This window comes from Brucella sp. NBRC 14130, assembly GCF_040371715.1.
GTDB lineage: Bacteria > Pseudomonadota > Alphaproteobacteria > Rhizobiales > Rhizobiaceae > Brucella > Brucella intermedia.
Map to the genome: position 1 here is coordinate 1 of NZ_BAABTE010000006.1, position 23,151 is coordinate 23,151.

The window sequence follows — 23,151 nt, forward strand, 5'->3', positions numbered from 1 at the left end:
GTTTTGGGGCGTATATTTGGCGCCCCCACCCCCCCCGCCGCCGCAAGGGGGGCGCCGCGGGGGGGGAGGCGGGCCAACCCCCCCCCCCCCCCCGGGCCTCGTGTTTCGACAGACCGGCCATTCACCGTAAAGTGACGATCAGGAAGCTGGTTCGGATGCCGGAAAAAGCTTCCAGTAACGTGGGCGGAAAGCGATGCGGCTTTTTTCCGCCGCCGGATGTTCGGCCGGGATTTCGATCTCGACCCGCTCGCGCGCGCCGCCCACTTCCAGTTCGACGCGCCGCTTGCCGCCCGAACGGCGGCTCGCCACCACCGTGCCTGCGATGCAGCCGCCGCAGCCGTCCAGCAGTTCGACATCGTGCGGACGGAAGAAGAGTTGCGCGTCCCCATCGGCCACACCATCGGCGGTCAGGCCGATATTGCGGTCCACCAGCCAGACCTCACCCTTTTCGACCCGGACCGGAAGCGTGCTCGATTCTCCGATGAAGCCATAGACCCCGGGGGAATTCGGATTGTCGTAGACCTCATCCGGCGTGCCAACCTGCTCGATACGGCCCTGGCTCATCACCACCACGCGGTCGGCCAACTCCAGCGCCTCGTCCTGATCGTGGGTCACGAAAACGGTGGTGTGGCCCGTCTTGTCGTGGATCTCGCGCAGCCAGCGGCGCAACTCCTTGCGCACCAGCGCATCAAGCGCGCCAAACGGCTCGTCGAGAAGCAGGACTTTCGGTTCGATCGCCATGGCGCGGGCCAGAGCGACGCGCTGGCGCTGGCCACCGGAAAGCTGCGCCGGATAGCGCTTTTCCAACCCCTGCAACTGGACGAGATCGAGCAGTTCCAGCGCGCGGCTGCGAATGGCGTCGCTCGACGGGCGCGTCGCGCTCGGGCGCACCTTGAGGCCGAAGCCGATATTGTCCGCAACCGTCATATGGCGGAACAGCGCATAATGCTGGAAGACGAAACCGACATTGCGCTCCTGAACGCTCTTCTGCGATGCGTCCTCGTCACCGAAGAAGATCGTCCCCTCGGTCGGCGTTTCCAGCCCGGCAATGAGGCGCAAAAGCGTGGTCTTGCCCGAACCGGAAGGCCCCAGCAAGGCGATCAGCTCGCCGGAACGAATATCCAGCGAGACATTATGCAACGCCGGGAAGCGAGCGAACTCCTTACGCACTCCGGCAACACGAACTTCCATTCCCAATCCTTTCCCCTGCCGCCATGCGGGCGACCGTCGATTTAATTTCAATGCCCGTTTCCGCTGCCAGCCAGTTCATCGCCATAGCGCAATTCGAGCGCCGTCTTGATGGCAAGCGTCAGCAACGCCAGAAAAGCCAGCAGCGACGCCACCGCGAACGCACCGACGAAGTTATATTCGTTGTAGAGAATTTCCACATGCAGCGGCATCGTATTGGTGAGACCGCGAATATGTCCAGAGACGACGGAAACCGCGCCGAACTCGCCCATCGCCCGGGCATTGCACAGCAGCACGCCATAGAGAAGCCCCCATTTGATATTGGGCAGCGTCACATAGCGGAAGGTCTGCCAGCCATTGGCGCCGAGCGAAATCGCCGCCTCCTCGTCGCCCGTTCCCTGTTCCTGCATCAGCGGGATCAGTTCGCGCGCGACGAAGGGAAATGTGACGAACACCGTCGCCAGCACGATGCCCGGAACGGCGAACAATATCTCGATGCCATGCCGCGACAGCCACGGCCCGAGCAGGCTGTGACTTGAGAAAAGCAGCACGAAGACAAGGCCTGAAATGACCGGCGACACGGAAAACGGCAGGTCGATCAGCGTCGTCAGCAGTGCCTTGCCCTTGAATTCGAACTTGGCGATCGCCCACGCTGCCGCAATGCCGAAGACCAGATTGAGCGGCACGGCGATGGCTGTAACCAAGAGGGTCAGCCTTATCGCAGCCCACGCATCCGGCTCGACCAGCGCCGCCAGATATTCGCCCGCTCCCTTGCGGAAGGCTTCTACGAAGACCGCGATGACCGGCAGGATGAGGAAGAGCGCCAGGAAAGCCAGCGCCAGAGCGATCAGCGTGATGCGCGTTAGCGGGCTCTCGGTGAGGGCGCTCCGGCTTTCGCGGGGCGCGGAAGAAGCAGGTTCATTCGCCATGACCATATTTCCTCCGTGTCCACGCCTGGATGAGATTGATGAAAAGCAGCATCGCAAAGGAAAGCGCCAGCATCACCGTGGCAAGCGCGGTCGCTCCGGCATAATCATATTCCTCAAGCTTGATAACGATCAGAAGCGGCGCGATTTCCGAAACATAAGGCGTATTGCCCGCGATGAAGATGACCGAGCCATATTCGCCGACCCCGCGCGCAAAGGCGAGCGCGAAGCCAGTCAGGATGGCCGGTTGCAGGCTTGGCAGCAGCACCCGCCAGATCGTCTGGAACCGGGAAGCGCCAAGTGTTGCCGCAGCTTCTTCCACCTCGCGGCTGATTTCCTCCATGATCGGCTGCACCGTGCGCACCACGAAGGGCAGGCCGATGAAGATCAGCGCGATGACGATGCCCGCCCGCGAGAACGCGACGCGGATGCCCAGCGGCGCCAGCAGGCTGCCGATCCAGCCATTCGGCGCATAGATCGCGGCAAGCGCGATACCGGCCACGGCCGTCGGAAGAGCGAAGGGAATATCGACGATAGCATCGACGAAGCGGCGCCCGGGAAAGCGATAGCGCACGAGAACCCAGGCGAGGATGACGCCAAAGACCACATTGACCAGCGCCGCGATGAAGGCGGTGCCGAAACTCGTTTCGAGCGCTTTCAACGTGCGCTCGTCGGTGACGAGGCGCCAGAAGCCGGAAATCCCGACTTCGCTGGAACGCAGCACCAATGCCGCAAGCGGAATGAGAATGAGAAGGGTCAGATAGGCAACACTGAAGCCGAACGTCAGCCCGAAACCGGGAATGACGCTCGGCTTTCTGAAGTGCGACCCTGCCCTGGCCCGTGCAGGGAGCGAAGTCATGCGCTGGTTTGTTCCCTCTTCAGTATTTGATATTACCGATTGCTCACGGTTTCCGGATTATTTTCCCGGCTTGTAGAGCTGGTCGAACGTTCCTCCATCGCCAAAATGATAGGGCTGCGCCTTGGCCCACCCGCCGAAAATCGGATCATCGATCGTTACCAGCGTCAAATCGGGAAACTTGCGCTGCTTGTCGGCCGGGATGATTTCGGGCTTCGACGGACGGTAGAAATGCTTGGCGGCAAGCGCCTGGCCTTCCGGCGAATAGAGATATTCGAGATAGGCCTGCGCCAGCTTGGTGGTGCCGTTTTCCTCGGCATTCTTGTCCACGACCGCGACCGGCGGTTCGGCCAGAATGGATTGCGGCGGCGCGACGATGTCGAATGCGTCCTCGCCAAATTCCGCGACCGAAAGATAGGCTTCGTTTTCCCAGGCGAGCAGCACGTCGCCCAGCTGGCGCTGCACGAAAGTGGTTGTCGAGCCGCGCGCGCCGGTGTCGAGCACGGGCACATGGCGGAACAGCTCGCCGATGTAATCCCTGATCTTCTGTTCGTCGCCGCCAAACTGCTTGTGGGCCCAGGCCCAGGCGGCGAGATAGTTCCAGCGCGCGCCACCGGAGGTCTTCGGGTTCGGCGTGATGACCTCGACGCCATCCTTCACCAGATCGCCCCAGTCCTTGATGCCCTTGGGATTGCCCTTGCGCACGAGGAAGACGATGGTTGACGTATAGGGGGCGGAATTGTTGGGCAGGCGCTTGCGCCAGTCCTTGTCGATCTTGCCCGACAGCTGGGCAATGGCATCGATATCGCTTTCAAGCGCCAGCGTCACCACGTCGGCCTTGATGCCGTCGATCACCGAACGCGCCTGTTTGCCCGACCCGCCATGGGAAGCGCGAATGGTGACGGTTTCGCCGGTTTCCGCCTTCCAGTGGGCGGCAAAGGCGGCGTTGTAATCCTTGTAGAGTTCACGCGTCGGATCGTAGGACACGTTGAGAAGTGTCTGGTCGGCGAAGCTTGACCCAACCGTTCCGGCCAGCGAAGCCGCAGCCACCAATGCCGCCAGAGTGAGCGAAAATCTCGATATCTTCATGACCGCCTCCATGTTTCATTGGTCAAGACAGTATCAGAGCTCTTTGACGACAGGATGCCACAAGCCGGTCGTTATTTGAAACGACTTCGAAAAATCCGCGCAGTTTTGAGGAGATTTCGAGGATAATTTTTTCACCGGCAGGTCGAAACATGCGGGCGATAGTATCATTAACTCATTGGGCCGATGCGGGTTTGAGGGAAGGCGCCGGCGTGCCGCTCGTGGCCAGTTCAAGCTCAGGCTGCCTCGGCTCGTTCCAGCCCATGAAATTGTAGACCGTGTAGCGCCAGAGACCGATCTCCTCGTGAAGCGCCACATCCGTGACAAGGAAATAAAGGGCAGTTGAAGACATGTTGGTATGGGAGCCCGTCAGAAAACCGGCGGCGACCGGCTCGGGCTTCACGCCGAAATGCGCCAGATAAAGAAGATCGCGGGTCAACATGGGCGCAGCCTGCAACAATACGACCCTGGCCGGCCTGATCTCGCGCAGGATCGCCGCCGTGTTTTTGGAATTCTGCCAGCTGTTGCGGCTCTTTTCGTCAAGCAGGATGGAAGCCGGATCGACCCCGACCTTTTCAAGCTGCACGGCGATGGCCGTGGCCTCGGAAACGCCGGTGCCGCTCACATCCGCGCCGCTGGCGATGAACTTGCAACTGAACCCCTTGTCGACGCACTGGCGGTTCATGGCGGCTGCCGCCAGAAGCGGAGCATAGGAGAAGGCCAGCGGCTCGACCGCTTTCTGGCCGCGCTCGTCAACGACCTGCGTTCCCGTGCCGAAAATGATGAAGGCGGTATTGTCTTCAAGCGGCCTCTGCAATTGCGACGTATAGGGCGATTGCAGACGGTTCATCAGGTAATCCGGGGCCAAGCCTGAAGCAATCGCGCCATAAAGAATGACTGCAAGGCCAATCAGAACAGTACCCGTCTTGCGCCATTTGAAACAGAAAAGGATTAAACCGACAGCGGCAAAGGAAAGCATGATATTGATCGTCATTGAAAATCACCGCTTTCAATATAATATTTCATCAATCGGCGGATTTGTGATATACGTGAACGCGTTGCTTGAAAACAACCCCAAGAATTTCGGAAATAACGATCTGTTTGTTGTGAGAAGCCGCTGTTCAGGATGCACCCTGCCCCGAAAGGGTGAGGCCCGGACTGGGGTTGCGGGGGGCAAGTATTCATCCGGGCCTCGGCCAGTCTCGCGACCGGCAGGCTAACAACGGACGAAACCCGTTTCGGTTGCACGAAATCTCGACAGGCAGCGAATATTTTTTCGCTTTCATTTGCAGGCCCTTCGGCGGCCGGATCGCTCTTGAACCGTACAGGCGAAGAGTTATTCTCCCCGGATGGATTGGCTGACCAGAGGATTTTTCACCATGGCATTTGGCAAACGCTCTATCGGCACCCTTTTCGTGATTGCCGCAGCCCCGGCACTGCTCCTGGCGTCGTCCCTTTCCCTAAAGGCCGAGGAGTCGAATCCGATCGAGCGGGTCGATTACATCTGCGAGCGCGGGGTCGTCGTGCCGGTCACCTATATCCGCAAGGGCAGCGCGCCCGGATTTGCGGTCCTCGACGCCGAGGGCAAGATGATCGCGATGCAATGGCATGAAAGCCTGAAGAAATATGTCGCTCTCGACGAGCAGGACAGCTATCGCTGGAGCGACAATGACGGTCAGGCGGTGCTGAGCCATCTGGAAGCCGATCACACCGCCAAGGAGGTGACGCTGCTTTCGGCCTGCCGCTCGGACGATGCGGAAGAATAGGAACTCCCGCTACGGGACGAGGTAATGCCGGTCCCACTGATCCTGCGGTACTTCATCGCCAATGTCGTAACGGAAAGACACGATATTGATGTGGTCCTGATCCGTCTTGCAGACGAAGGACAGCCTGTACCAGTGCTCGCGGCTGCGGAATGCCGCGCCATCGGCCTTGATGGAATTTTTCTTGGTCACAGGATCGGAAAAGGCATAGGCCAGAACCTTGTCGACGGAAAACTTGCCTTGTTCCCGCGTGATGCGCTCCATGGCTTCCACGTCGCAACGCTGCTCGAGGCGGGTCGCCGGGTCGAGCTTTTCAAGCTGGGCCTTTTCGGAAGCATTCATGGCGAAGGACGGGAAAACCGCCAGCCCGAAGGAAAGGAAACCGGCAAGGGCGGACGCAGGCAACACAAGGGACATGCATTTCATCGGACTTTCGGGAACTCCTCGCGCGGATATTGTTGGTCACAATAATAAGCATGATTTGCTGCCCTGTCTGGATTATCACCGGAAAGTTACCGGCGACCAACAGCAAAGCCGACCTGCGCGAAACCGCATCGCACTTTTGCTGGAAATGCTCCAATGCGGGCTATGGCACGCGACTCAGCCCTGCCGCTTCCACATAGGTGCGGTTGCGACCGTCCTTCTTGGCGGCATAGAGGACCTTGTCGGCCTTGTCGACCGCCTGCCACAGATCGCCCTGCTCCTGAAGGCGGACGCAGCCGATACTGCATGTGACGCTGGTTTCATCCGACAGCCGCTGGAAACGATGGGTTTCGATGTTCCGGCGCACGCCCTCCATGAGTTCCAGGACGTTATCGGCCTGCATATCATGAAGGCAGATGACGAATTCCTCGCCGCCCGTGCGGGCAATCAATGACCGCTCGCCTAAGAGCTTGCGCAGGATTCCGGCAAATTCCTGCAGCACGGCGTCGCCGGCCGCATGGCCGTAGTCGTCGTTCAGAGCCTTGAAATAGTCGATATCGCAGACGGCAACCCAGCCCGATGCGCCCCTCTTCGTATGCGAAAGGGCATTGTAGCGCATTTCCAGCCCACGCCGGTTGAGAAGGCCGGTCAGCGGATCGCTGTCACGTTCATGGGAAAGCTCGCCGATACGGTCATGTCCAGCCGCCGCCAGCAAGGCGAAGCCGGTGAGAACCGCGGCGATGGCCGTGGAGAACACCGTCCATTGCCAGAAGACCGTCGCCGCGAAATTCTCGCCGTCGACTTCGCCGAGCAGGGAACGGGCAGTCAGGAGCGTGCGCGGCACCAGTTGCAGCGCCACCAGAACGAGCATGACCAGCAGAAGCTTGTCCACCAGCGGCCCCTTGAACAGGCGCCGCGCCCGCCAGGCGAAAGAAAGAATCAGCGTCGCCATGCCGAGATTGAGCACATAGACCCGTGCCAGAAGATTGGACTCGACATAGCAGAAATACCAGACGCCGCCGACAATGAGCGCAAAGCTCAATATGTAGAAGGCGGAGGTCAGGCGCAGCCCGCTGCGCTGCAGAATGCCATAGCCGCCGACCAGCGTGCCGCCCACATAGAATGCAGCCGAAAGCACCGTGTTCAGCCGGTCGTCGGCGGGAAAATTGCCAAGCTGCACCAGCATGGCAAGGCCGATCAGCAGGAAACAGGCCCCGCAGGACACAAGAAAACGGCGCCCGCGATCCGACAGCCAGGCCGTGAAAAAGGCGAGTGAGAATAATAGAAGGACGGCGGGGAGTACGAACTTCATATAAACCGGATGTGCAATTTGCAGTTTCAATAAGAATCCTTATTGCGTCCTCTCATCAAAATTACAATTCAGTAAATTAACACGTTTTGTGAACCGACATGCATTGAGCCGCCAGCCCGGACGTCTTGTCCCGGCGTGCTTTCGCTCTTGATTTCATCGGGCCGTCCGTGTTTGTAACCTGCAAACAGTGCTGCCATATGCGCTATCATGCGCATCACGCAGCCCCGTCGCGAAAGGTAGAGACATGAAGCCCGTTTTCCTGCAACTGCAGTGCACGCCCGGCAAGACCTACGAAGTTGCCGATACGCTCTTTCAGCGCGAAATCGTCTCCGAGCTTTATTCCACCAGCGGCGAATTCGACCTTCTGGCCAAGATCTACATTGCCGAGGATCAGGATATCGGCAAGTTCATCGCCAGCAATGTTCTCGACATTCCCAATATCGTGCGCTCGCTGACGACACTGACCTTCACCGCCTTCTGACGCTCCTGAAAGCCGCCAGCGGGCGGCAGATGCCGCCGGGGAAACCGGTAAAGGTTTGATTCACCATTAACGAATTATCATGCCGGCGAAAGGAACCTCTGCTTGCGCTCGCGCATTTGTTGCGTGATGGGCTTACCTCGAAAAGGGAGGCAGCGAGACAAGTGATGAACGATCTTGGACATCGGCGGGTGCTGGTGGTGGAAGACGAGGTTTTCGTCGCCCTTGACGTTGCCGCGACTGTCGAGGACGCGAACGGAACCGTTCTCGGCCCGGTCGGCACCGTGCGGCAGGCGATAGATATCATCAACCGCAATGAAATCGACGCTGCCATTCTGGACGTGAACCTCGCCGATGGCGATGTGGAAGCCGTGCTCGACCGGCTGAAAAGCCGCGATGTCTTCGTGGTCATCCATACCGGCGGCGGGCTGCCCGCGCGCCTGGCGGACCGCTATCCAGAAGTGCCGGTTTTCCAGAAGCCCATCCCGCCATCCGTACTGACACGCACGCTCGCCTCCGCTCTCGCCTCTCACATGGCCTGACGAGGCAGGATGCAGCCGACATTTCCCGATTTCGCAACCGTGCTAAAGGAGGTCGAGGCTGATCAAGGCCCTGCGGACGACATTCGTGGCCCGCAATTCGGATTTGCCTCCGCCGTTTTTTCCGCCAGCCTGTCCGACCTGCCGGCCTCCCCTCGCCAGCCGGACGATCTGGAAAGCCTGTTCGACATTGGAAGCCCGCCGGAAGCGGCGCCCGATCCGGAGCACGAACGGCAGGAGATTGCCGCGCGCATGCAAAGCCAGTCGGCGGACGCCATCCGCCGCGAGCTTGACCTTCAGCCGGGCCTGAAGCGCGCCGAACTGCAGCGCCGCCGCCGCAGCTTTGCCGCGAGGAACCACCCCGACCGCCTGCCGGGAGAATTTCGCCCTGCCGCCGAACAGCGGATGAAAACCGCGAATGCCTTGCTGGACAAGGCCATGGCCGAGGCCTTGCGCTGACGCGCCAGCGCATTGCCAGTTTGAATTGAACCATTGGAAATGCTCTACTTCCTGACTGCAGGCTTTATCCTGCGCAAAACCGCTTCGCACTTTCGCTGGAAATGCTTAAAGCAACTTCCTTACGTTTTGCGCGCAAAATCTTTTGCCTTATAACAATAACGTGCTAGATTGGCTTGTCTGTGCCTGCGAAAGCTGTCGCACGCCGGAACCCTTTCCGTTGTCCGCAAGCCCGCAAACGGTCCCGCTGCTCCCCGTACACCGGGGCAAAATGGGCAATATGGGGCAATTTGCGCTTTGCTCGGCGGGAGCGGTTCTGTCATATCGACGTTACACATTGGAATAGTTCCTAAAAGGTTTGAAAATGCCTCCTTATCGTTCGCGTACAACCACCCACGGCCGCAACATGGCCGGCGCGCGCGGCCTTTGGCGCGCCACCGGCATGAAGGATGAGGATTTCGGCAAGCCGATTATTGCCGTGGTGAACTCGTTCACCCAGTTCGTGCCCGGCCACGTGCACCTGAAGGACCTCGGCCAGCTCGTAGCGCGCGAAATCGAAAGCGCTGGCGGCGTCGCCAAGGAATTCAATACCATCGCGGTTGATGACGGCATCGCCATGGGCCATGACGGCATGCTCTATTCGCTGCCCTCGCGCGAACTCATTGCCGACTCCGTCGAATATATGGTCAATGCGCACTGCGCCGATGCGATGGTCTGCATTTCCAACTGCGACAAGATCACCCCCGGCATGCTGATGGCAGCCCTTCGCCTCAATATCCCGGTCGTATTCGTTTCCGGCGGACCGATGGAAGCAGGCAAGGTCGTCTGGGACGATCAGGTCAAGAAGCTCGACCTCGTCGATGCAATGGTTGCCGCTGCCGACGATCATTACACCGACGAGCAGGTCAAGACGATTGAACGTTCCGCCTGCCCGACCTGCGGCTCATGCTCGGGCATGTTCACCGCGAACTCGATGAACTGCCTCACCGAAGCGCTTGGCCTGTCGCTGCCGGGCAACGGCTCGACGCTCGCAACCCATGCCGACCGCAAGCGCCTCTTCGTGGAAGCCGGTCATCTCATTGTCGACCTCGCCCGCCGTTATTACGAACAGGACGACGAAAGCGTGCTGCCGCGCTCGATTGCGAGCTTCCCGGCCTTTGAAAACGCCATGACGCTCGACATCGCCATGGGCGGCTCGACCAACACGGTCCTGCATCTGCTTGCCGCCGCGCAGGAAGCCGAAATCGACTTCACCATGGCCGATATCGACCGGCTGTCGCGCCGCGTGCCGGTGCTCTGCAAGGTCGCGCCAGCCAACAACACGGTTCACATGGAAGATGTGCACCGCGCAGGCGGCATCATGGGCATTCTCGGCCAGCTCGACAAGGCAGGCCTGATCAATACCGATCTGCCGACCGTGCACAGCGAAACGGTTGGCAAGGCGCTCGATCATTGGGACGTGACCCGCACCAACAGCGAAATGGTGCACAAGTTCTATTCGGCGGCACCGGGTGGCGTGCCGACACAGGTTGCCTTCTCTCAGGAGCGCCGTTTCGACAGCGTCGATACAGACCGCGAAAAGGGCGTCATCCGCTCCAAGGAACATGCTTTCAGTCAGGATGGCGGTCTGGCCGTGCTTTACGGCAATCTGGCCGAAGACGGCTGCATCGTGAAAACGGCAGGTGTGGATGATTCCATCCTGAAATTCTCCGGCCCTGCCCGCATTTTTGAAAGCCAGGATTCGGCTGTGCTCGGCATTCTGAACGGCAAGATCAAGCCGGGCGACATCGTGCTGATCCGCTATGAAGGCCCGCGCGGCGGCCCCGGCATGCAGGAAATGCTCTACCCGACCAGCTATCTGAAGTCGAAGGGCCTCGGCAAGGCATGCGCGCTGATCACCGACGGACGCTTCTCGGGCGGCTCTTCGGGTCTCTCGATCGGTCACGTCTCGCCGGAAGCAGCCGAAGGCGGCACGATCGGTCTGGTGCGCGAAGGCGATATCATCGATATCGACATTCCGAACCGCAAGATTCATCTGGCTGTGGACGATGCGACGCTTAGCCAGCGCCGCGCCGAGCAGGATGCAGCAGGCTGGAAGCCAGCAGAGGAACGCAAGCGCAAGGTTTCGACCGCGCTGAAGGCTTACGCCGCCATGGCTACCAGCGCCGCCAAGGGCGCGGTCCGGAAACTGCCGGATTGATAAGTTCGAATGAAATAAAGGGCCATATGGCCCTTTATTTTTGGATGATTATCGGTTCGCAGGATATTCCATGGTTGTGCCAACCCCATCAGACGCTGGCCAAGTTCTTACCCCACATGCATTGTCAACGGGATCACCAAATGGAAGATCATACTCTTTGGCCTCGAAAAAACCCACTACGTGAAGTGGATAAAACGTGATATCTGTAGTAGAAACTTGATCACACGGATCATCTGTTCCTTCTACCCATGAAATCATGTTCTTAAAATACGCAGCCCCTTGAGCAACCTCTATTGTTCCGATTTCTTTATTATCGATAATTTTTCCGTCTCCGTCAGACACTTCAACCGTACCTGCAACAACAATTTGATACTGATCTCCGCTTATAATCTTTGCATTTAGCTTGTATGTATAGCCTTCATGCGTAGGAAGATCTATTGCGCAAGTAACACCCTCTTCCGCGTCCGCACCTTTGCTACAAGTATCGCTTTTTCCAACTCCATCTTTCCCAAAGTATGAAAAATGCGCTTACCCAGGATATCCTTGCGAAAGCTGAGTCGGATTAACCCCTATGTACATAACCCCGACATCTCCGCCCAGTATTTTTTTCAAATCAAACTGCGTAGCGACAAACTTCGTACCACGAGGAGACTCTTTAATTTTATTAAAAGTAAAAGAACTATAAATATTAATCACGCCGCCGTTGTTGCCATCCGGCATTACACTTGCGTCATAACTAATATTAATATAATTCCCATGGTTGTTTGGCGGAAAATAATCGCCTTCTCTCGCCTCACCATAAGATATTCCAGCCAAAGCAAAAAATAACAAAAACACTATACCTTTATTAGAAACCTTCATTTCATACCCCAAAATTCAAATTAATAAGGAAAACTCATGTTAATTTACAATTACTAAACTGTAATAAGAGCCTGACCGAAAAAGGGTTTTATTTTTTCAAATCCTTGCGAGACGTGTTGTTAGCGTATATGGGCATGACCAACCAGGCTTCGGCCGAAGCGATAGTCTTTTCAAAGTCCTCACAAGTCTTCGTCATCGTCCCAACTATGCAAATGTACGTTGACAACCCATCTGCCTGGCGGGACTTGGAAACCGCTGACTTGATCCGACCGCTTAACGATTTCCAACGTAAATTTACCGACCTTTTCCATTTTACCTCTTAGAGGTAATGCTAGCCAATATTAATGTCAGTATATTTTTTCTATGCGTGAATTTTCTCCTCAATTATTCTAAATTATATTATATACTTTTTTGTACATAAAATTTGTATTAATTTGCTATTTTGTGCTATTTTTTATTGTTGTGTAGATTATTTTAATAAGTATATTATCTTGTTTATACTGTAACTAATTACAGATAGGCAAATTAGTTTTAAATGTGTAAAAAAGTCTAGCCGAAAGAAAGTTGAGTTACTTCAGTTAGTTGTGATTCAATGTTGTTTACGAAGCCACGCTGAAGAGCACGATGGATTAGGCTGAAATCACCCGCAAACAATATGCTCGAGGCGGTCAACGTTATGCAAGCGACCTTATTCCAAGGCCTTTTATCAATCTTCAATAATTTAACCATTGTACTCAATCATATACGCGGAGATTATTAATGTTTGACGTCATAAATTATATAATCGCTAGAGTTAAATGTGTCGAAACTGGAACTTATCTACAATATAATGTAAATATTAATGGTGACACTCTCTGTACAGCACCGCTAAAAAGTATGGATGACCCCGATCATATCGCTTTTTATTGGAGGATTGGCTACCTTTGGGACGCCAATACAAACGCGAACATCTATGTAGATTTCAATACTGTATTCGACGGTCTATGCATTCAATTTCCAAGTGGAATCACCGAACAAACGACATTCAGTAATTTGACATTTACAGATGAAACACATGATATCGCTCACTTTTCTCCTATAGAAATGGCAGATAATCAATTCAAATTCCAACTGGTTACTACTTATCAAGATTCTTATTCAGTGCCAGAGATGTTTCTTGCTGCCCGAGGCGCAGGTGAGTCGGCTGCTGGTGTAGCCAGAGAGCCATTACCTAAATATGCAAGCAACGTCTGGACAATTGAACGAATCGACAACCTATAATCGATCACTTGAAGAGCTGGGAAACCGCCGGCATCAGATCGTTCTTCACCGACTCCGGCGTAAACGGCCCGACATGCTTGTAGACGATCTTGCCGTTCTGATCGACGAGGAAGGTTTCCGGCACGCCGTAGACGCCCCATTCGATGGCTGAGCGCCCGGCGCGGTCGGCGCCGACGGCGGCAAACGGATTGCCGAGATCGCCGAGGAAGCGGCGCGCATTTTCCGGCTGGTCCTTGTAATTGAGGCCAACCACGCGGATGCGCTCGTCCTTGGCGATTTCCATCAACAACGGGTGTTCCTGACGGCAGGGAACGCACCACGCCCCCCAGACATTCACCAGTGTCAGCTTGCCGCCCGGACCCGTTTTGAAATCTTCGCTGTCGAGGCCCGGAACAGGTGCGCCATCGCGCACCAGACCCTCGACAGGCGGCAGGTTCGTCTGCGGGGCCTGCTTGCCGATGAGCGCCGAAGGTATCGTCGTATTGTCCTTGCCCGACAGAAGCTGAACCGCGAACACCGCCGCCAGTGCGACGAAAATCGCCAGCGGCAGCAGGGCAACCCAGGTGGAACGCTTTTTCGGCGCGGCGGGCTTTTCGGTCGTTTCGGTCATTGTGCCTTACCGGGGACTTTCGCGGAACGGCGGCGCACGCCCTGCACTTCCAGCCGCTTCAACTCGTTTTTCTGGATACGCTGGTCGATCAATATCCAGCCGATGGTGACGACAAGTGCCGCGACCGTGATGCCATATGAGGCGAGAACAAAGCCGAGGTGATTCATACCGCGTCCTCCTGTGCCTTGCGGTTGCGGTCGGTTCCCCGGTCGGCCCCTCGGTCGGCATTGCGTGCGGCAAGCTTCTTCATCGACGCGACACGGCGGCGCCAGATTTCATTGCGCATGGCCATCATGTGCAGCGTGAAAAACAGAAGCGAAAAGCCGATCGCCATCACGAAAAGCGGGCGCAGCATGGATGCGTCGATGGTCGGGCCGTCCATGCGGAACACCGAGGCTGGCTGGTGCAGCGTGTTCCACCAGTCGACCGAGAATTTGATGATCGGGATGTTGATGAAGCCGACCAGCGTGAGAACGGCCACCGGCTTGGCGCTCTTCGCCGGATCGTCCATGGCGCGCGACAGCGCGATGATGCCGAGATACATCAGGAACAGCACGAAGACCGAGGTCAGCCGCGCATCCCACACCCACCATGTACCCCACATCGGCTTACCCCAGAGCGAGCCGGTGGCAAGCGCAAGCGCGGTGAAGACGGCGCCGAGCGGCGCGGCGGCGCGGATCGACACATCGGCCAGCGGATGCCGCCAGACTAGCGTGCCCAGCGCTGAAACCGCCATAATCGAGTAGCACATCATGGAAAGCCATGCGAAAGGCACATGGATATACATGATGCGGACCGTCATGCCCTGCTGGTAATCCTCCGGCGACAGGAAGAAGACCATGTAGAGGCCAGCCGCCAGAAGCAGCGCCGAAAGCCCGGCCAGCCATGGCAATACCTTGCCTGCAAAGGCAAGGAACCGCGTGGGATTGGCCAGATCGAGCCAGCTCGTGGTTTTAACGGCGTCTTTGGTCATGTCTTTTTCCATGGCCTATGTTTACCTTCCGCCCCTGTGCCGTTCAATTGACCGAAATCAACTGCGTCAATCGGTCGAACATGATCGTTTCCGAAAACGGGTGCCCACTTTTCGGGATCATGTTCAATCCGCCGAACTTTTCAGGGCCGCGCTCGCGGCCAGAGGCCCGAGGACGGCAAAGAACAGGGTAAGTGCAGCAAGAATGAGGAATGGCGCCAGAAAGGGCGCATTGTCTACCGTCGCCCCGTGCGAAGCTGATACACCGAAAATGAGCACCGGAATGGTGAGCGGCAGAACGATCACCGACACCAGCAGGCCGCCGCGCGGCAGCGCCACGGCAAGGGCTGCACCCACTGCACCGATGAAGGCGATGGCGGGCGTTCCCACCAGAAGCGTCAGCGATGTCGCGCCGATTGCCGATGCATCCATGTTCATGAACAGGCCCAGCATCGGCGATGCGATCACCAGCGGCAGCACGCTTGCCACCCAATGCGCCACGCATTTCACGAAAACCGTGAAGGGTAGCATGTGGCTGTCCGCGCCGATCAGCAGCAGGTCGAGCGAACCGTCCTCCCGGTCGGCCTGAAACAGCCGGTCGAGGCCCAGAAGCGTTGCCAGCAGCGCGCCGATCCACAGCATGGCCGGGCCGATGCGCGCCAGAAGGTTGAGGTCGGGTCCGACGCCGAAAGGCATGACGGCGATGACCGCGAGGAAGAACAATATGCCAATCAGCGCGCCGCCACCGGCGCGGAAACTGAGGCGCAGGTCTCTCAGGAAAAGCGCCAGCATCAGGCAGCCTCGAGCGAACAGGCGGCCATGTCGAGGGTGCGGACACCTTCAAGGCCAAGGGGAATATGCGTTGCGGCGACGATCATGCCGCCCTCCCGCATATGCCCGCGCATGATTTCCGCAAAGCGGGCTTCCGACGCCTTGTCGAGACCGGCGGTCGGCTCGTCGACGATCCAGAGCGGACGATGGCTGACCAGAAGCTTGGCAATGGAGACACGGCGTTTCTGCCCCGTCGACAGATAGCCGAACGGCAGATGCTCGACGCCGGGCAGGTCGACCGCCTCCAACGCCTCATCGATCTCCACCTGCGCGGCGCCGTTGAACTTCTGCCAGAAGGACAGGTTCTCGCGCACGCTCAAGGCCGGTTTCATTGCGTTCTGGTGTCCGAGATAGTGGCAGGCGGCGCGCACTGGCAAAACGGTGCCATCCTCGCGAAGCTCAACCTTGCCCGCTTGCGGCGCGAGCAGGCCGCAGATGATTCGCAGCAGCGTGGACTTGCCGGAGCCGTTCGGGCCGGTCACCACCAGCGCCTCGCCGTCACCGAGCGCAAAAGACAGGCCAGCGAAAATCGTTTCGCCACCCCTTTCGCCCGCCAGATTGTCGGCTTCCAGCCGCATTTTATACCCTCTAAGCCCCGATGGATAATTGCCAGACCATTAGAACCGGAACCCCGGAAGATCCATGGAAAGGCATCGCAACATTTCGCCGCAAGGGGCCGAATTCACGATATTCTGTCTGGAATCGTTTTAGAAAACTCTCTATATGAGGGCTACCACGCCAGCGGTCGGCGTGGAAACCATTTTTGGCCGATCTCAACCTGTTGCCCGTAAGGATGCAGGCTTCGGGACGGACAGCGGAAATGACTGCACCCGCACCTTGGCGCGTCCTTGAAACGCTAGCCTAGGCGTTCGTCCTGGTTTTCTGGCCAGCAGCATAAGGACGAACGCAGTGTCGCACATCGACAGCTTTAAATGCCGCAAAACCCTTACCGTAGGCGGTAAGGATTATGTTTATTACAGCCTGACCGAAGCCGAAAAGAATGGCCTCGAAGGCGTTTCCAAGCTTCCATTCTCCATGAAGGTTCTGCTTGAGAACCTGCTCCGCTTCGAGGACGACCGCTCCGTCAAGAAGTCGGACATCGAAGCTGTTGCCAAGTGGCTGAACGACCGTGGCTCCGCGGGCGCGGAAATCGCCTACCGTCCGGCGCGCGTTCTCATGCAGGACTTCACCGGCGTTCCTGCCGTCGTCGACCTTGCAGCAATGCGCGACGGCATCAAGGCGCTCGGCGGCGATCCTGAAAAGATCAACCCGCTCGTTCCCGTCGATCTCGTCATCGATCACTCGGTCATCGTCGATGAATTCGGCAATCCAAGCGCGTTCAAGGCCAATGTGGACCTCGAATACCAGCGCAATGGCGAACGCTACCGCTTCCTCAAGTGGGGCCAGCAGGCATTCCAGAACTTCCGCGTCGTTCCTCCGGGCACCGGCATCTGCCATCAGGTGAACCTCGAATATCTGGCGCAGGCCGTCTGGACCAAGGAAGAAGACGGCGAGACCGTCGCTTACCCAGACACCTGCGTCGGCACCGACAGCCACACCACCATGGTCAACGGCCTTGGCGTTCTGGGCTGGGGTGTTGGCGGCATCGAAGCTGAGGCGGCCATGCTCGGCCAGCCGGTTTCCATGCTCCTGCCGGAAGTCGTCGGCTTCCGCCTGACCGGCAAGATCAAGGAAGGCGTGACCGCGACCGACCTCGTGCTCACCGTCACGCAGATGCTGCGCAAGAAGGGCGTCGTCGGCAAGTTCGTCGAATTCTTCGGCGAAGGCCTCGAAAACATGACGCTGGCCGACCGTGCGACCATCGCGAACATGGGTCCGGAATATGGCGCGACCTGCGGCTTCTTCCCGGTTGACCGCGAAACGCTGAACTACATGAACACCACCGGCCGCGACGAGCATCGCATCGAACTGGTCGAAGCCTACTGCCGCGCGCAGGGCATGTGGCGTGAAAAAGGTGCAGCCGATCCGGTCTTCACCGACATTCTCGAACTCGACATGGGCGACGTCGTTCCGTCGATGGCCGGCCCGAAGCGTCCGGAAGGCCGCATCCCGCTGGAAAACATCGGTTCCGGTTTCGCGACCTCGCTCGAAAACGAGTACAAGAAGACCACCGGCCAGACCACGCGCTATGCCGTTGAAGGCGAAGACTACGACCTCGGCCATGGCGATGTCGTGATTGCCGCCATCACGTCCTGCACCAACACCTCGAACCCGAGCGTGCTGATCGCCGCTGGCCTTCTGGCCCGCAATGCGGTCGCCAAGGGCCTGAAGACCAAGCCATGGGTCAAGACCTCGCTTGCGCCCGGTTCGCAGGTTGTCGCCGCCTATCTCGAATCCGCTGGTCTCCAGAAGGATCTCGATGCGCTCGGCTTCAACCTCGTCGGCTTCGGCTGCACGACCTGCATCGGCAATTCCGGTCCGCTGCCTGCTCCGATCTCCAAGACGATCAACGAAAAGGGCCTGATCGCGGCTGCCGTCCTGTCCGGCAACCGTAACTTCGAAGGCCGCGTTTCGCCGGACGTTCAGGCGAACTATCTGGCTTCGCCGCCGCTCGTCGTCGCCCATGCTCTTGCCGGTACGGTCACCAAGGACCTGACCAAGGAGCCGCTCGGGGAAGACCAGAACGGCAACCCGGTATATCTCCGCGACATCTGGCCTTCCTCGCAGGAAATCCAGGAATTCATCGCCAAGAACGTCACCCGCAAGATTTTCTCGGAAAAGTACGCGGACGTGTTCAAGGGCGACGAAAACTGGCAGGCCGTTCAGGTGCCCGCTGGCCAGACCTATGCATGGGACGACAACTCGACCTATGTGCAGAACCCGCCTTACTTCGTCGGCATGGGCAAGTCGGCCGGCACGATCGGCGACGTCAAGGGCGCCCGCATTCTGGGCCTCTTCGGCGACAAGATCACGACCGACCACATTTCGCCTGCCGGTTCCATCAAGGCGCAGTCGCCTGCCGGCAAGTATCTGCTGGACCATGGCGTCGGCGTTGCCGACTTCAACCAGTACGGCACGCGTCGCGGCAACCATGAAGTGATGATGCGCGGCACTTTCGCAAACATCCGTATCCGCAACCACATGCTGGGCGAAAACGGACGCGAAGGCGGCTACACCATCCATTATCCGTCGAAGGAAGAAACCTCGATCTATGATGCTGCCATGCAGTACAAGGCCGAGGGCGTTCCGCTCGTCGTCTTCGCAGGCGTCGAATACGGCAACGGCTCCTCGCGTGACTGGGCTGCCAAGGGCACCAACCTGCTCGGCGTCAAGGCCGTGATCGCGCAGTCCTTCGAGCGTATCCACCGCTCCAACCTAGTGGGCATGGGCATTGTGCCTTTCGTCTTCGAGGAAGGCACCAGTTGGCAGACGCTTGGCCTCAAGGGTGATGAAATCGTCACCATCGAAGGTCTGGCCGATGTGCGCCCGCGCCAGAAGGTCGAAGCCTCCATCACCTATGCCGACGGCACGGTGAAGAAGGTTCCGCTCATCTGCCGCATCGATACGCTGGACGAGCTGGACTACATGAAGAACGGCGGCATCCTGCAGACCGTTCTGCGTGACCTGGCTGCCTGATCCACACGCACCTGAAATTCAGAAGCCGCCGGAGAAATCCGGCGGCTTCTTTATTTGGACTGAACCCGTCCCCGCACAATCTATTGGGAGCCAATTTTGAGAGGAGATTCGCAACCCTTTCGAATCTCACCGCAACGTGAATTCCTATTGATCGCAAGGCTTCTTACATAATAGATGTCAGCGACAATTATTGCAGGATGAAACGAAGTGATACTCCACGCCCCCTTCTACGGGACAGGTCCATGGCTTGCAGGCGAGCATCTGCCCGGCTGGCGTAGCATCTGTGCCGTTCTGGGGCTGGCGGTTACCGGCTGCATTTCCATGCAAGGCCCGGCGCGGGCGCAGGACAGCGACAAGAAGACGACCGTTCTGGAGCTTTATACCAGCCAGGGCTGCAAATCCTGCCCGCAGGCCGATCGCAACCTCGCCAGATATGCCGATGATCCCAATGTTCTGGCGCTGTCGTTTCACGTCAATTACTGGGATTACATGGGCTGGCGCGACACGCTTGCCAATCAGGAAAACACCGACCGGCAGAATGCCTATCGCAATTCCTTCAATGCGCGCATGATCTATACGCCGCAAGCCGTCATCAACGGTACTGCCGAAGTGAATGGCCGCGACAGCGAAGCCATCAAGACGCAGATCGCGGCAAACAAGCTGGATGTGCCGGTTTCGATCAAGCAGCTCGATGACGGGCGCCTGTCCATCGATATCGGCGCAGGCAAAAAGCCCGACGCGCCTGTGCATGTGGTCCTGTTCTATTTCCGCGATTCGGTGACGATCCCGATCACGGAGGGCGAAAATGCCGGGGAATCGATCACCTATCGCAATACGGTCAGCGATACCGATACGATCGGCATGTGGGACGGCAAGCCGTTGAAGATCGAGATTCCGGCGTCAGAACTGAAACGCAAGGATGTTTCGGGTTGCGCCGTCGTGTTGCAGGAGACCCGCAACGACAATTCGCTCGGCGCCATACATGGCGCAGCCATGTTCAAGCAGTCGAGGCCCGTGGGCCTTTAGAGTGGTTCCTGTTCCAACAGAATCGCCGGAACCGCTCTAACTTGTTCTATCGCATTATCCAGCGCATCGAGGCGGGGTAAGAAATCAGTCCAGTGAACTGATCCCCGCGTAGAGGTTTTACACTTTTGATGGAAATGCTCCAGGCAGCCGGTTCGCGCGGGCAGCAATGCGCGCTTCGGCGGTGTTTTCTTCCAGAAAGTTCAGCGGGAAAGCGTCTGTCCGGGCTTCGCAGAGCGGTCATCGAACCGGAGTGGAAACCGGTCTGGCAGCCAGGCCGGGAAAAGGTTGGTTCGGTCCGAGCAGTCCTTTGGGCGGGGGGCTTGGGGTCGGACTTGCCCGAACCGAACCGTCTCAGGCAACGTGTAGATGCTGAAGCCATAATCGGGCTGCAATGCGAAGCTGACAAGGCGAAAATGTGGCCAACAATCACCATTGCAAACACACATTCTCTTTTCGTGAATGACGGCTTCCCGCCGCTAATCCCTATTTATTGGGGCTTCTTTCGGCCCATGAGCGGCAGCAAAAACAGGCTCGCGGACGCGGCCCCTTGAAATTGCTTCACAAAAGCATCACCCTGTTGTCATGCGCCGGGTCCGGTTCGCTTCACCACCCTTGCTGAACACCGATCCCGGTTGCACGCAGTTTGTTCCTGAGCCTGTCCGGCTTCCGGGCGGCGCTCCGCAAAAGGCTGAAAGGAAGGAAATGGATACGTCAAGCGCAGCGAATGAGGATTCGTCGTCCCCTTCCCCCTCGTCTGCTTCGCCAAAGGTCGTTCCTCTCGACCGTGCGCGATCTGCTCCCGTCAGTTTCAACCGGCATGAACTCGGCAAAATCCTGAACATCTATGGCCGCATGGTCGCCTCCGGCACGTGGCGCGACTATGCCATCGACCATCTGAGCGACCGCGCCGTGTTCTCCATCTTTCGCCGTGCAAGCGAGATGCCGCTTTTCCGCATCGAGAAGAACCCGAAGCTCGCGCAGAAGCAGGGCGCCTATTCGGTCATCGCCGCAAGCGGGCTGATCATGAAGCGCGGCCACGAACTGGAGCGCGTGCTGCGGGTTTTCGACAAGAGCCTCAAGCTCGTCGAAAGCTGATCCTTCGAGACACCGTTTTCAACGGCCTCTCAGGATGAGGGAGGCGTAAGCGGCGGGGTTCCCGGTTCCGTTGAGCGACCGCCATTGAGCGGCAGTTGCATCAGCACCGTGTCGAGCCAGCGCCCATGTTTGAAGCCCGAACCCTCGATGCGCCCGCAATGGGCAAAGCCGAGGCTTTCATGCAGCCGGACCGAACCGATATTGTGTTCGCCGTCACCGATCACCGCCAGCAACTGACGGAAGCCCAAAGCGGAAATGCGCTCGATAAGCGCGCGCAGCAGCAGCTTGCCGATGCCCTTTCCCTTGGCATCCGGGGCGATATAGATCGAATCCTCCGCAAGCCAGCGATAGGCGGGCCTGACGCGGAAATGGCTGGCATAGGCATAGCCCAGAACCCGGTCATTTTCCTCGGCCACGAGGATCGGAAAGCCCTGCGCCACCAATGCCGCGAAACGCCTTGCCATTTCATCGGCGGTCGGCGGTTCGATCTCGTAGGAACCGGCGCCGGTCAGGACGGCTTCCGAATAGATCGCGGTGATTGTTTCGATATCGGCAGGCTGGAAATCACGAATGACGGGCATGTTGAAACCGCAGCAGCGTGGGAGACGGGTCCCTAACATGCATCAGAAATCGCCCGGAAAAAAGCAAAAAAGGGCAGCGTTTCCGCTGCCCTTTTGTTCAAGCCTCTTCGGCTGATTATTCACGGTTGCCCATGAACTGCAGCAGGAAGGTGAACATGTTGATGAAGTCGAGATAGAGGCGCAGCGCGCCCATCACGACCTTGCGGCCATGCGCATCCGAAGAATCGCCTTCGTAGTACATTTCCTTGATCGACTGCGTGTCGTAGGCGGTGAGGCCTGCGAAGATCAGGACGCCGATCACCGAGATCGCGAACTGCAGCGCGGTGGAGCCGAGGAAGATGTTGACGACCGAAGCCAGGATCAGGCCGAACAGGCCCATGACCAGGAACGAGCCCATGGCGGACAGGTCGCGCTTGGTCGTGTAACCATAGAGCGACAGCGCGCCGAAGGAAGCAGCCGTCACGAAGAAGGTGCGAACGATGCTCTGGCCGGTGAAGACCAGGAAGATCGACGACAGCGACAGGCCGACGAGAGCTGCATAGCCCCAGAAGACGGCGTTAGCCGTGCCGACCGACATGCGTTCGATGCGGAAGCTCAGGAAGAACACTGCCGCGAGCGGCGCAAGCATCACGACCCAGCGAAGCGGGGACGTGTAGAGCGCCACACCGAGGCCGGTGAGCATCTTGCCGTTGGCGAGCTGGGCGACGGCTGCGGACGGGTCCGTGGTCGTTGCGAGCGCTGCAACGGCAAATGCGGCAAGGCCGGTAACGGCCAGGCCGATAGCCATCATGTTATAGACGCCGAGCATGTAGCTGCGCAGGCCCTGGTCGATGCCTGCATCGGCGCGAGCGCCGCCTACCGGCCTCTGCTGCGCCTGAATATTGCGAAAGTCAGCCATGACTTAAATCCTCTTGCCATGTCCCGTCCGGTGTCGGGGCGCTCATGAAGGCCGAGCCGCCGCCAGGCGCCGCTGGCGGGACCCCAGCATGCCTGCCTGACATTATGGGGATTTCGGCCTTCGCGTACAAGTACCACCTGTAAAAAAACGTGATGGGGCGACTTGAAAAGCCGACCGCATTATCCATGCGATCCA

The 23,151-nt window shown here is 58.2% G+C and carries 25 protein-coding genes; 9 read left to right on the forward strand and 16 right to left on the reverse strand.

All coding sequences use genetic code 11. The features are described 5' to 3' along the window. Window positions 1–138 precede the first annotated feature (138 nt). From ABWW28_RS13490 to ABWW28_RS13510, 5 genes are all read right to left on the reverse strand, one after another. The gene (locus ABWW28_RS13490; RefSeq protein WP_063619938.1) at window positions 139–1,191 is read right to left on the reverse strand and encodes a sulfate/molybdate ABC transporter ATP-binding protein; all 1,053 of its coding nucleotides are present in this window, start codon (window positions 1,189–1,191) and stop codon (window positions 139–141) included. A 47-nt stretch (window positions 1,192–1,238) separates the two neighbouring features. Then, on the reverse strand, window positions 1,239–2,123 hold the full coding sequence (cysW, locus tag ABWW28_RS13495) for a sulfate ABC transporter permease subunit CysW (protein WP_100651984.1): 885 nt from the start codon (window positions 2,121–2,123) through the stop codon (window positions 1,239–1,241). Beyond that, window positions 2,107–2,973 carry a sulfate ABC transporter permease subunit CysT gene (gene cysT, locus ABWW28_RS13500; RefSeq protein WP_063619936.1) on the reverse strand — a complete coding sequence of 289 codons (867 nt, stop codon included), beginning with the start codon at window positions 2,971–2,973 and terminating at the stop codon, window positions 2,107–2,109. Before cysT ends, cysW begins: the two co-directional genes overlap by 17 nt. Before the next feature lie 57 nt (window positions 2,974–3,030). Further along, window positions 3,031–4,059 (reverse strand): sulfate ABC transporter substrate-binding protein, encoded by a 1,029-nt coding sequence (locus ABWW28_RS13505; RefSeq protein WP_063620069.1) that lies wholly within the window; start codon window positions 4,057–4,059, stop codon window positions 3,031–3,033. A gap of 172 nt (window positions 4,060–4,231) precedes the next feature. Then, window positions 4,232–5,050, reverse strand: coding sequence for a YdcF family protein (locus ABWW28_RS13510; protein ID WP_063619935.1), 819 nt, complete (start codon window positions 5,048–5,050; stop codon window positions 4,232–4,234). 385 nt (window positions 5,051–5,435) lie between these two features. On the opposite strand from ABWW28_RS13510, the gene ABWW28_RS13515 reads away from it, so the two are divergent. Then, window positions 5,436–5,822, forward strand: coding sequence for a lysozyme inhibitor (locus ABWW28_RS13515; RefSeq protein WP_245670643.1), 387 nt, complete (start codon window positions 5,436–5,438; stop codon window positions 5,820–5,822). A 9-nt stretch (window positions 5,823–5,831) separates the two neighbouring features. Here ABWW28_RS13515 and ABWW28_RS13520 read toward each other — a convergent pair whose 3' ends face one another. Both ABWW28_RS13520 and ABWW28_RS13525 read right to left on the reverse strand, forming a co-directional pair. Next, on the reverse strand, window positions 5,832–6,161 hold the full coding sequence (locus ABWW28_RS13520) for a DUF930 domain-containing protein (RefSeq protein WP_230350314.1): 330 nt from the start codon (window positions 6,159–6,161) through the stop codon (window positions 5,832–5,834). A gap of 244 nt (window positions 6,162–6,405) precedes the next feature. Beyond that, the gene (locus tag ABWW28_RS13525) at window positions 6,406–7,584 is read right to left on the reverse strand and encodes a GGDEF domain-containing protein (RefSeq protein ID WP_245670641.1); all 1,179 of its coding nucleotides are present in this window, start codon (window positions 7,582–7,584) and stop codon (window positions 6,406–6,408) included. A gap of 214 nt (window positions 7,585–7,798) precedes the next feature. Here ABWW28_RS13525 and ABWW28_RS13530 point away from each other — a divergent pair, with 214 nt between their 5' ends. The 4 genes from ABWW28_RS13530 (at window position 7,799) to ilvD (ending at window position 11,227) form a co-directional block, all read left to right on the forward strand. Next, complete coding sequence (locus ABWW28_RS13530; protein WP_006472935.1) at window positions 7,799–8,035, forward strand: Lrp/AsnC ligand binding domain-containing protein; 237 nt, start codon at window positions 7,799–7,801, stop codon at window positions 8,033–8,035. Between the two features lie 164 nt (window positions 8,036–8,199). Beyond that, entirely contained in the window at window positions 8,200–8,574 is a 375-nt protein-coding gene (locus ABWW28_RS13535; RefSeq protein ID WP_021586420.1) for a response regulator, read from the forward strand. A gap of 9 nt (window positions 8,575–8,583) precedes the next feature. Continuing rightward, window positions 8,584–9,030 carry a hypothetical protein gene (locus tag ABWW28_RS13540; protein ID WP_063619933.1) on the forward strand — a complete coding sequence of 149 codons (447 nt, stop codon included), beginning with the start codon at window positions 8,584–8,586 and terminating at the stop codon, window positions 9,028–9,030. 361 nt (window positions 9,031–9,391) lie between these two features. Beyond that, window positions 9,392–11,227 (forward strand): dihydroxy-acid dehydratase, encoded by a 1,836-nt coding sequence (gene ilvD / locus ABWW28_RS13545; protein WP_006472937.1) that lies wholly within the window; start codon window positions 9,392–9,394, stop codon window positions 11,225–11,227. Window positions 11,228–11,275: 48 nt separating this feature from the next. On the opposite strand, the gene ABWW28_RS13550 is transcribed toward ilvD, so the two are convergent. Then, entirely contained in the window at window positions 11,276–11,569 is a 294-nt protein-coding gene (locus ABWW28_RS13550; protein ID WP_138725254.1) for a hypothetical protein, read from the reverse strand. Window positions 11,570–11,755: 186 nt separating this feature from the next. Further along, window positions 11,756–12,088: a hypothetical protein gene (locus tag ABWW28_RS13555; protein WP_100651983.1), complete on the reverse strand. Its 333-nt coding sequence runs from the start codon at window positions 12,086–12,088 to the stop codon at window positions 11,756–11,758. A gap of 759 nt (window positions 12,089–12,847) precedes the next feature. On the opposite strand from ABWW28_RS13555, the gene ABWW28_RS13565 reads away from it, so the two are divergent. Next, the gene (locus tag ABWW28_RS13565) at window positions 12,848–13,348 is read left to right on the forward strand and encodes a hypothetical protein (protein WP_187963203.1); all 501 of its coding nucleotides are present in this window, start codon (window positions 12,848–12,850) and stop codon (window positions 13,346–13,348) included. Window positions 13,349–13,352: 4 nt separating this feature from the next. Here ABWW28_RS13565 and ABWW28_RS13570 read toward each other — a convergent pair whose 3' ends face one another. The 5 genes from ABWW28_RS13570 to ccmA all read right to left on the reverse strand — a co-directional run bounded on the left by ABWW28_RS13570 (window position 13,353) and on the right by ccmA (window position 16,337). Next, window positions 13,353–13,958, reverse strand: coding sequence for a DsbE family thiol:disulfide interchange protein (locus tag ABWW28_RS13570; RefSeq protein ID WP_353391164.1), 606 nt, complete (start codon window positions 13,956–13,958; stop codon window positions 13,353–13,355). After that, window positions 13,955–14,125 (reverse strand): heme exporter protein CcmD, encoded by a 171-nt coding sequence (ccmD, locus tag ABWW28_RS13575; protein WP_006465826.1) that lies wholly within the window; start codon window positions 14,123–14,125, stop codon window positions 13,955–13,957. Before ccmD ends, ABWW28_RS13570 begins: the two co-directional genes overlap by 4 nt. Further along, window positions 14,122–14,931 (reverse strand): heme ABC transporter permease, encoded by an 810-nt coding sequence (locus tag ABWW28_RS13580; RefSeq protein WP_171053447.1) that lies wholly within the window; start codon window positions 14,929–14,931, stop codon window positions 14,122–14,124. The genes ccmD and ABWW28_RS13580 overlap by 4 nt, the downstream gene beginning before the upstream one ends. A gap of 123 nt (window positions 14,932–15,054) precedes the next feature. Continuing rightward, a complete protein-coding gene (gene ccmB, locus ABWW28_RS13585) occupies window positions 15,055–15,720 on the reverse strand; it encodes a heme exporter protein CcmB (protein ID WP_006465824.1) in 666 nt (221 codons plus the stop codon). After that, window positions 15,720–16,337, reverse strand: coding sequence for a heme ABC exporter ATP-binding protein CcmA (gene ccmA, locus ABWW28_RS13590; protein WP_063619927.1), 618 nt, complete (start codon window positions 16,335–16,337; stop codon window positions 15,720–15,722). The genes ccmB and ccmA overlap by 1 nt, the downstream gene beginning before the upstream one ends. Before the next feature lie 331 nt (window positions 16,338–16,668). On the opposite strand from ccmA, the gene acnA reads away from it, so the two are divergent. From acnA to ABWW28_RS13605, 3 genes are all read left to right on the forward strand, one after another. Continuing rightward, the gene (acnA, locus tag ABWW28_RS13595) at window positions 16,669–19,356 is read left to right on the forward strand and encodes an aconitate hydratase AcnA (RefSeq protein ID WP_006465822.1); all 2,688 of its coding nucleotides are present in this window, start codon (window positions 16,669–16,671) and stop codon (window positions 19,354–19,356) included. Window positions 19,357–19,647: 291 nt separating this feature from the next. Next, complete coding sequence (locus ABWW28_RS13600; RefSeq protein ID WP_025089819.1) at window positions 19,648–20,382, forward strand: DUF1223 domain-containing protein; 735 nt, start codon at window positions 19,648–19,650, stop codon at window positions 20,380–20,382. A 702-nt stretch (window positions 20,383–21,084) separates the two neighbouring features. Next, window positions 21,085–21,477 (forward strand): DUF2794 domain-containing protein, encoded by a 393-nt coding sequence (locus ABWW28_RS13605; RefSeq protein ID WP_025089820.1) that lies wholly within the window; start codon window positions 21,085–21,087, stop codon window positions 21,475–21,477. A 29-nt stretch (window positions 21,478–21,506) separates the two neighbouring features. Here ABWW28_RS13605 and ABWW28_RS13610 read toward each other — a convergent pair whose 3' ends face one another. Both ABWW28_RS13610 and ABWW28_RS13615 read right to left on the reverse strand, forming a co-directional pair. After that, entirely contained in the window at window positions 21,507–22,058 is a 552-nt protein-coding gene (locus ABWW28_RS13610) for a GNAT family N-acetyltransferase (RefSeq protein WP_063619925.1), read from the reverse strand. 115 nt (window positions 22,059–22,173) lie between these two features. After that, the gene (locus ABWW28_RS13615) at window positions 22,174–22,956 is read right to left on the reverse strand and encodes a Bax inhibitor-1/YccA family protein (RefSeq protein ID WP_063619924.1); all 783 of its coding nucleotides are present in this window, start codon (window positions 22,954–22,956) and stop codon (window positions 22,174–22,176) included. Window positions 22,957–23,151 lie beyond the last annotated feature (195 nt).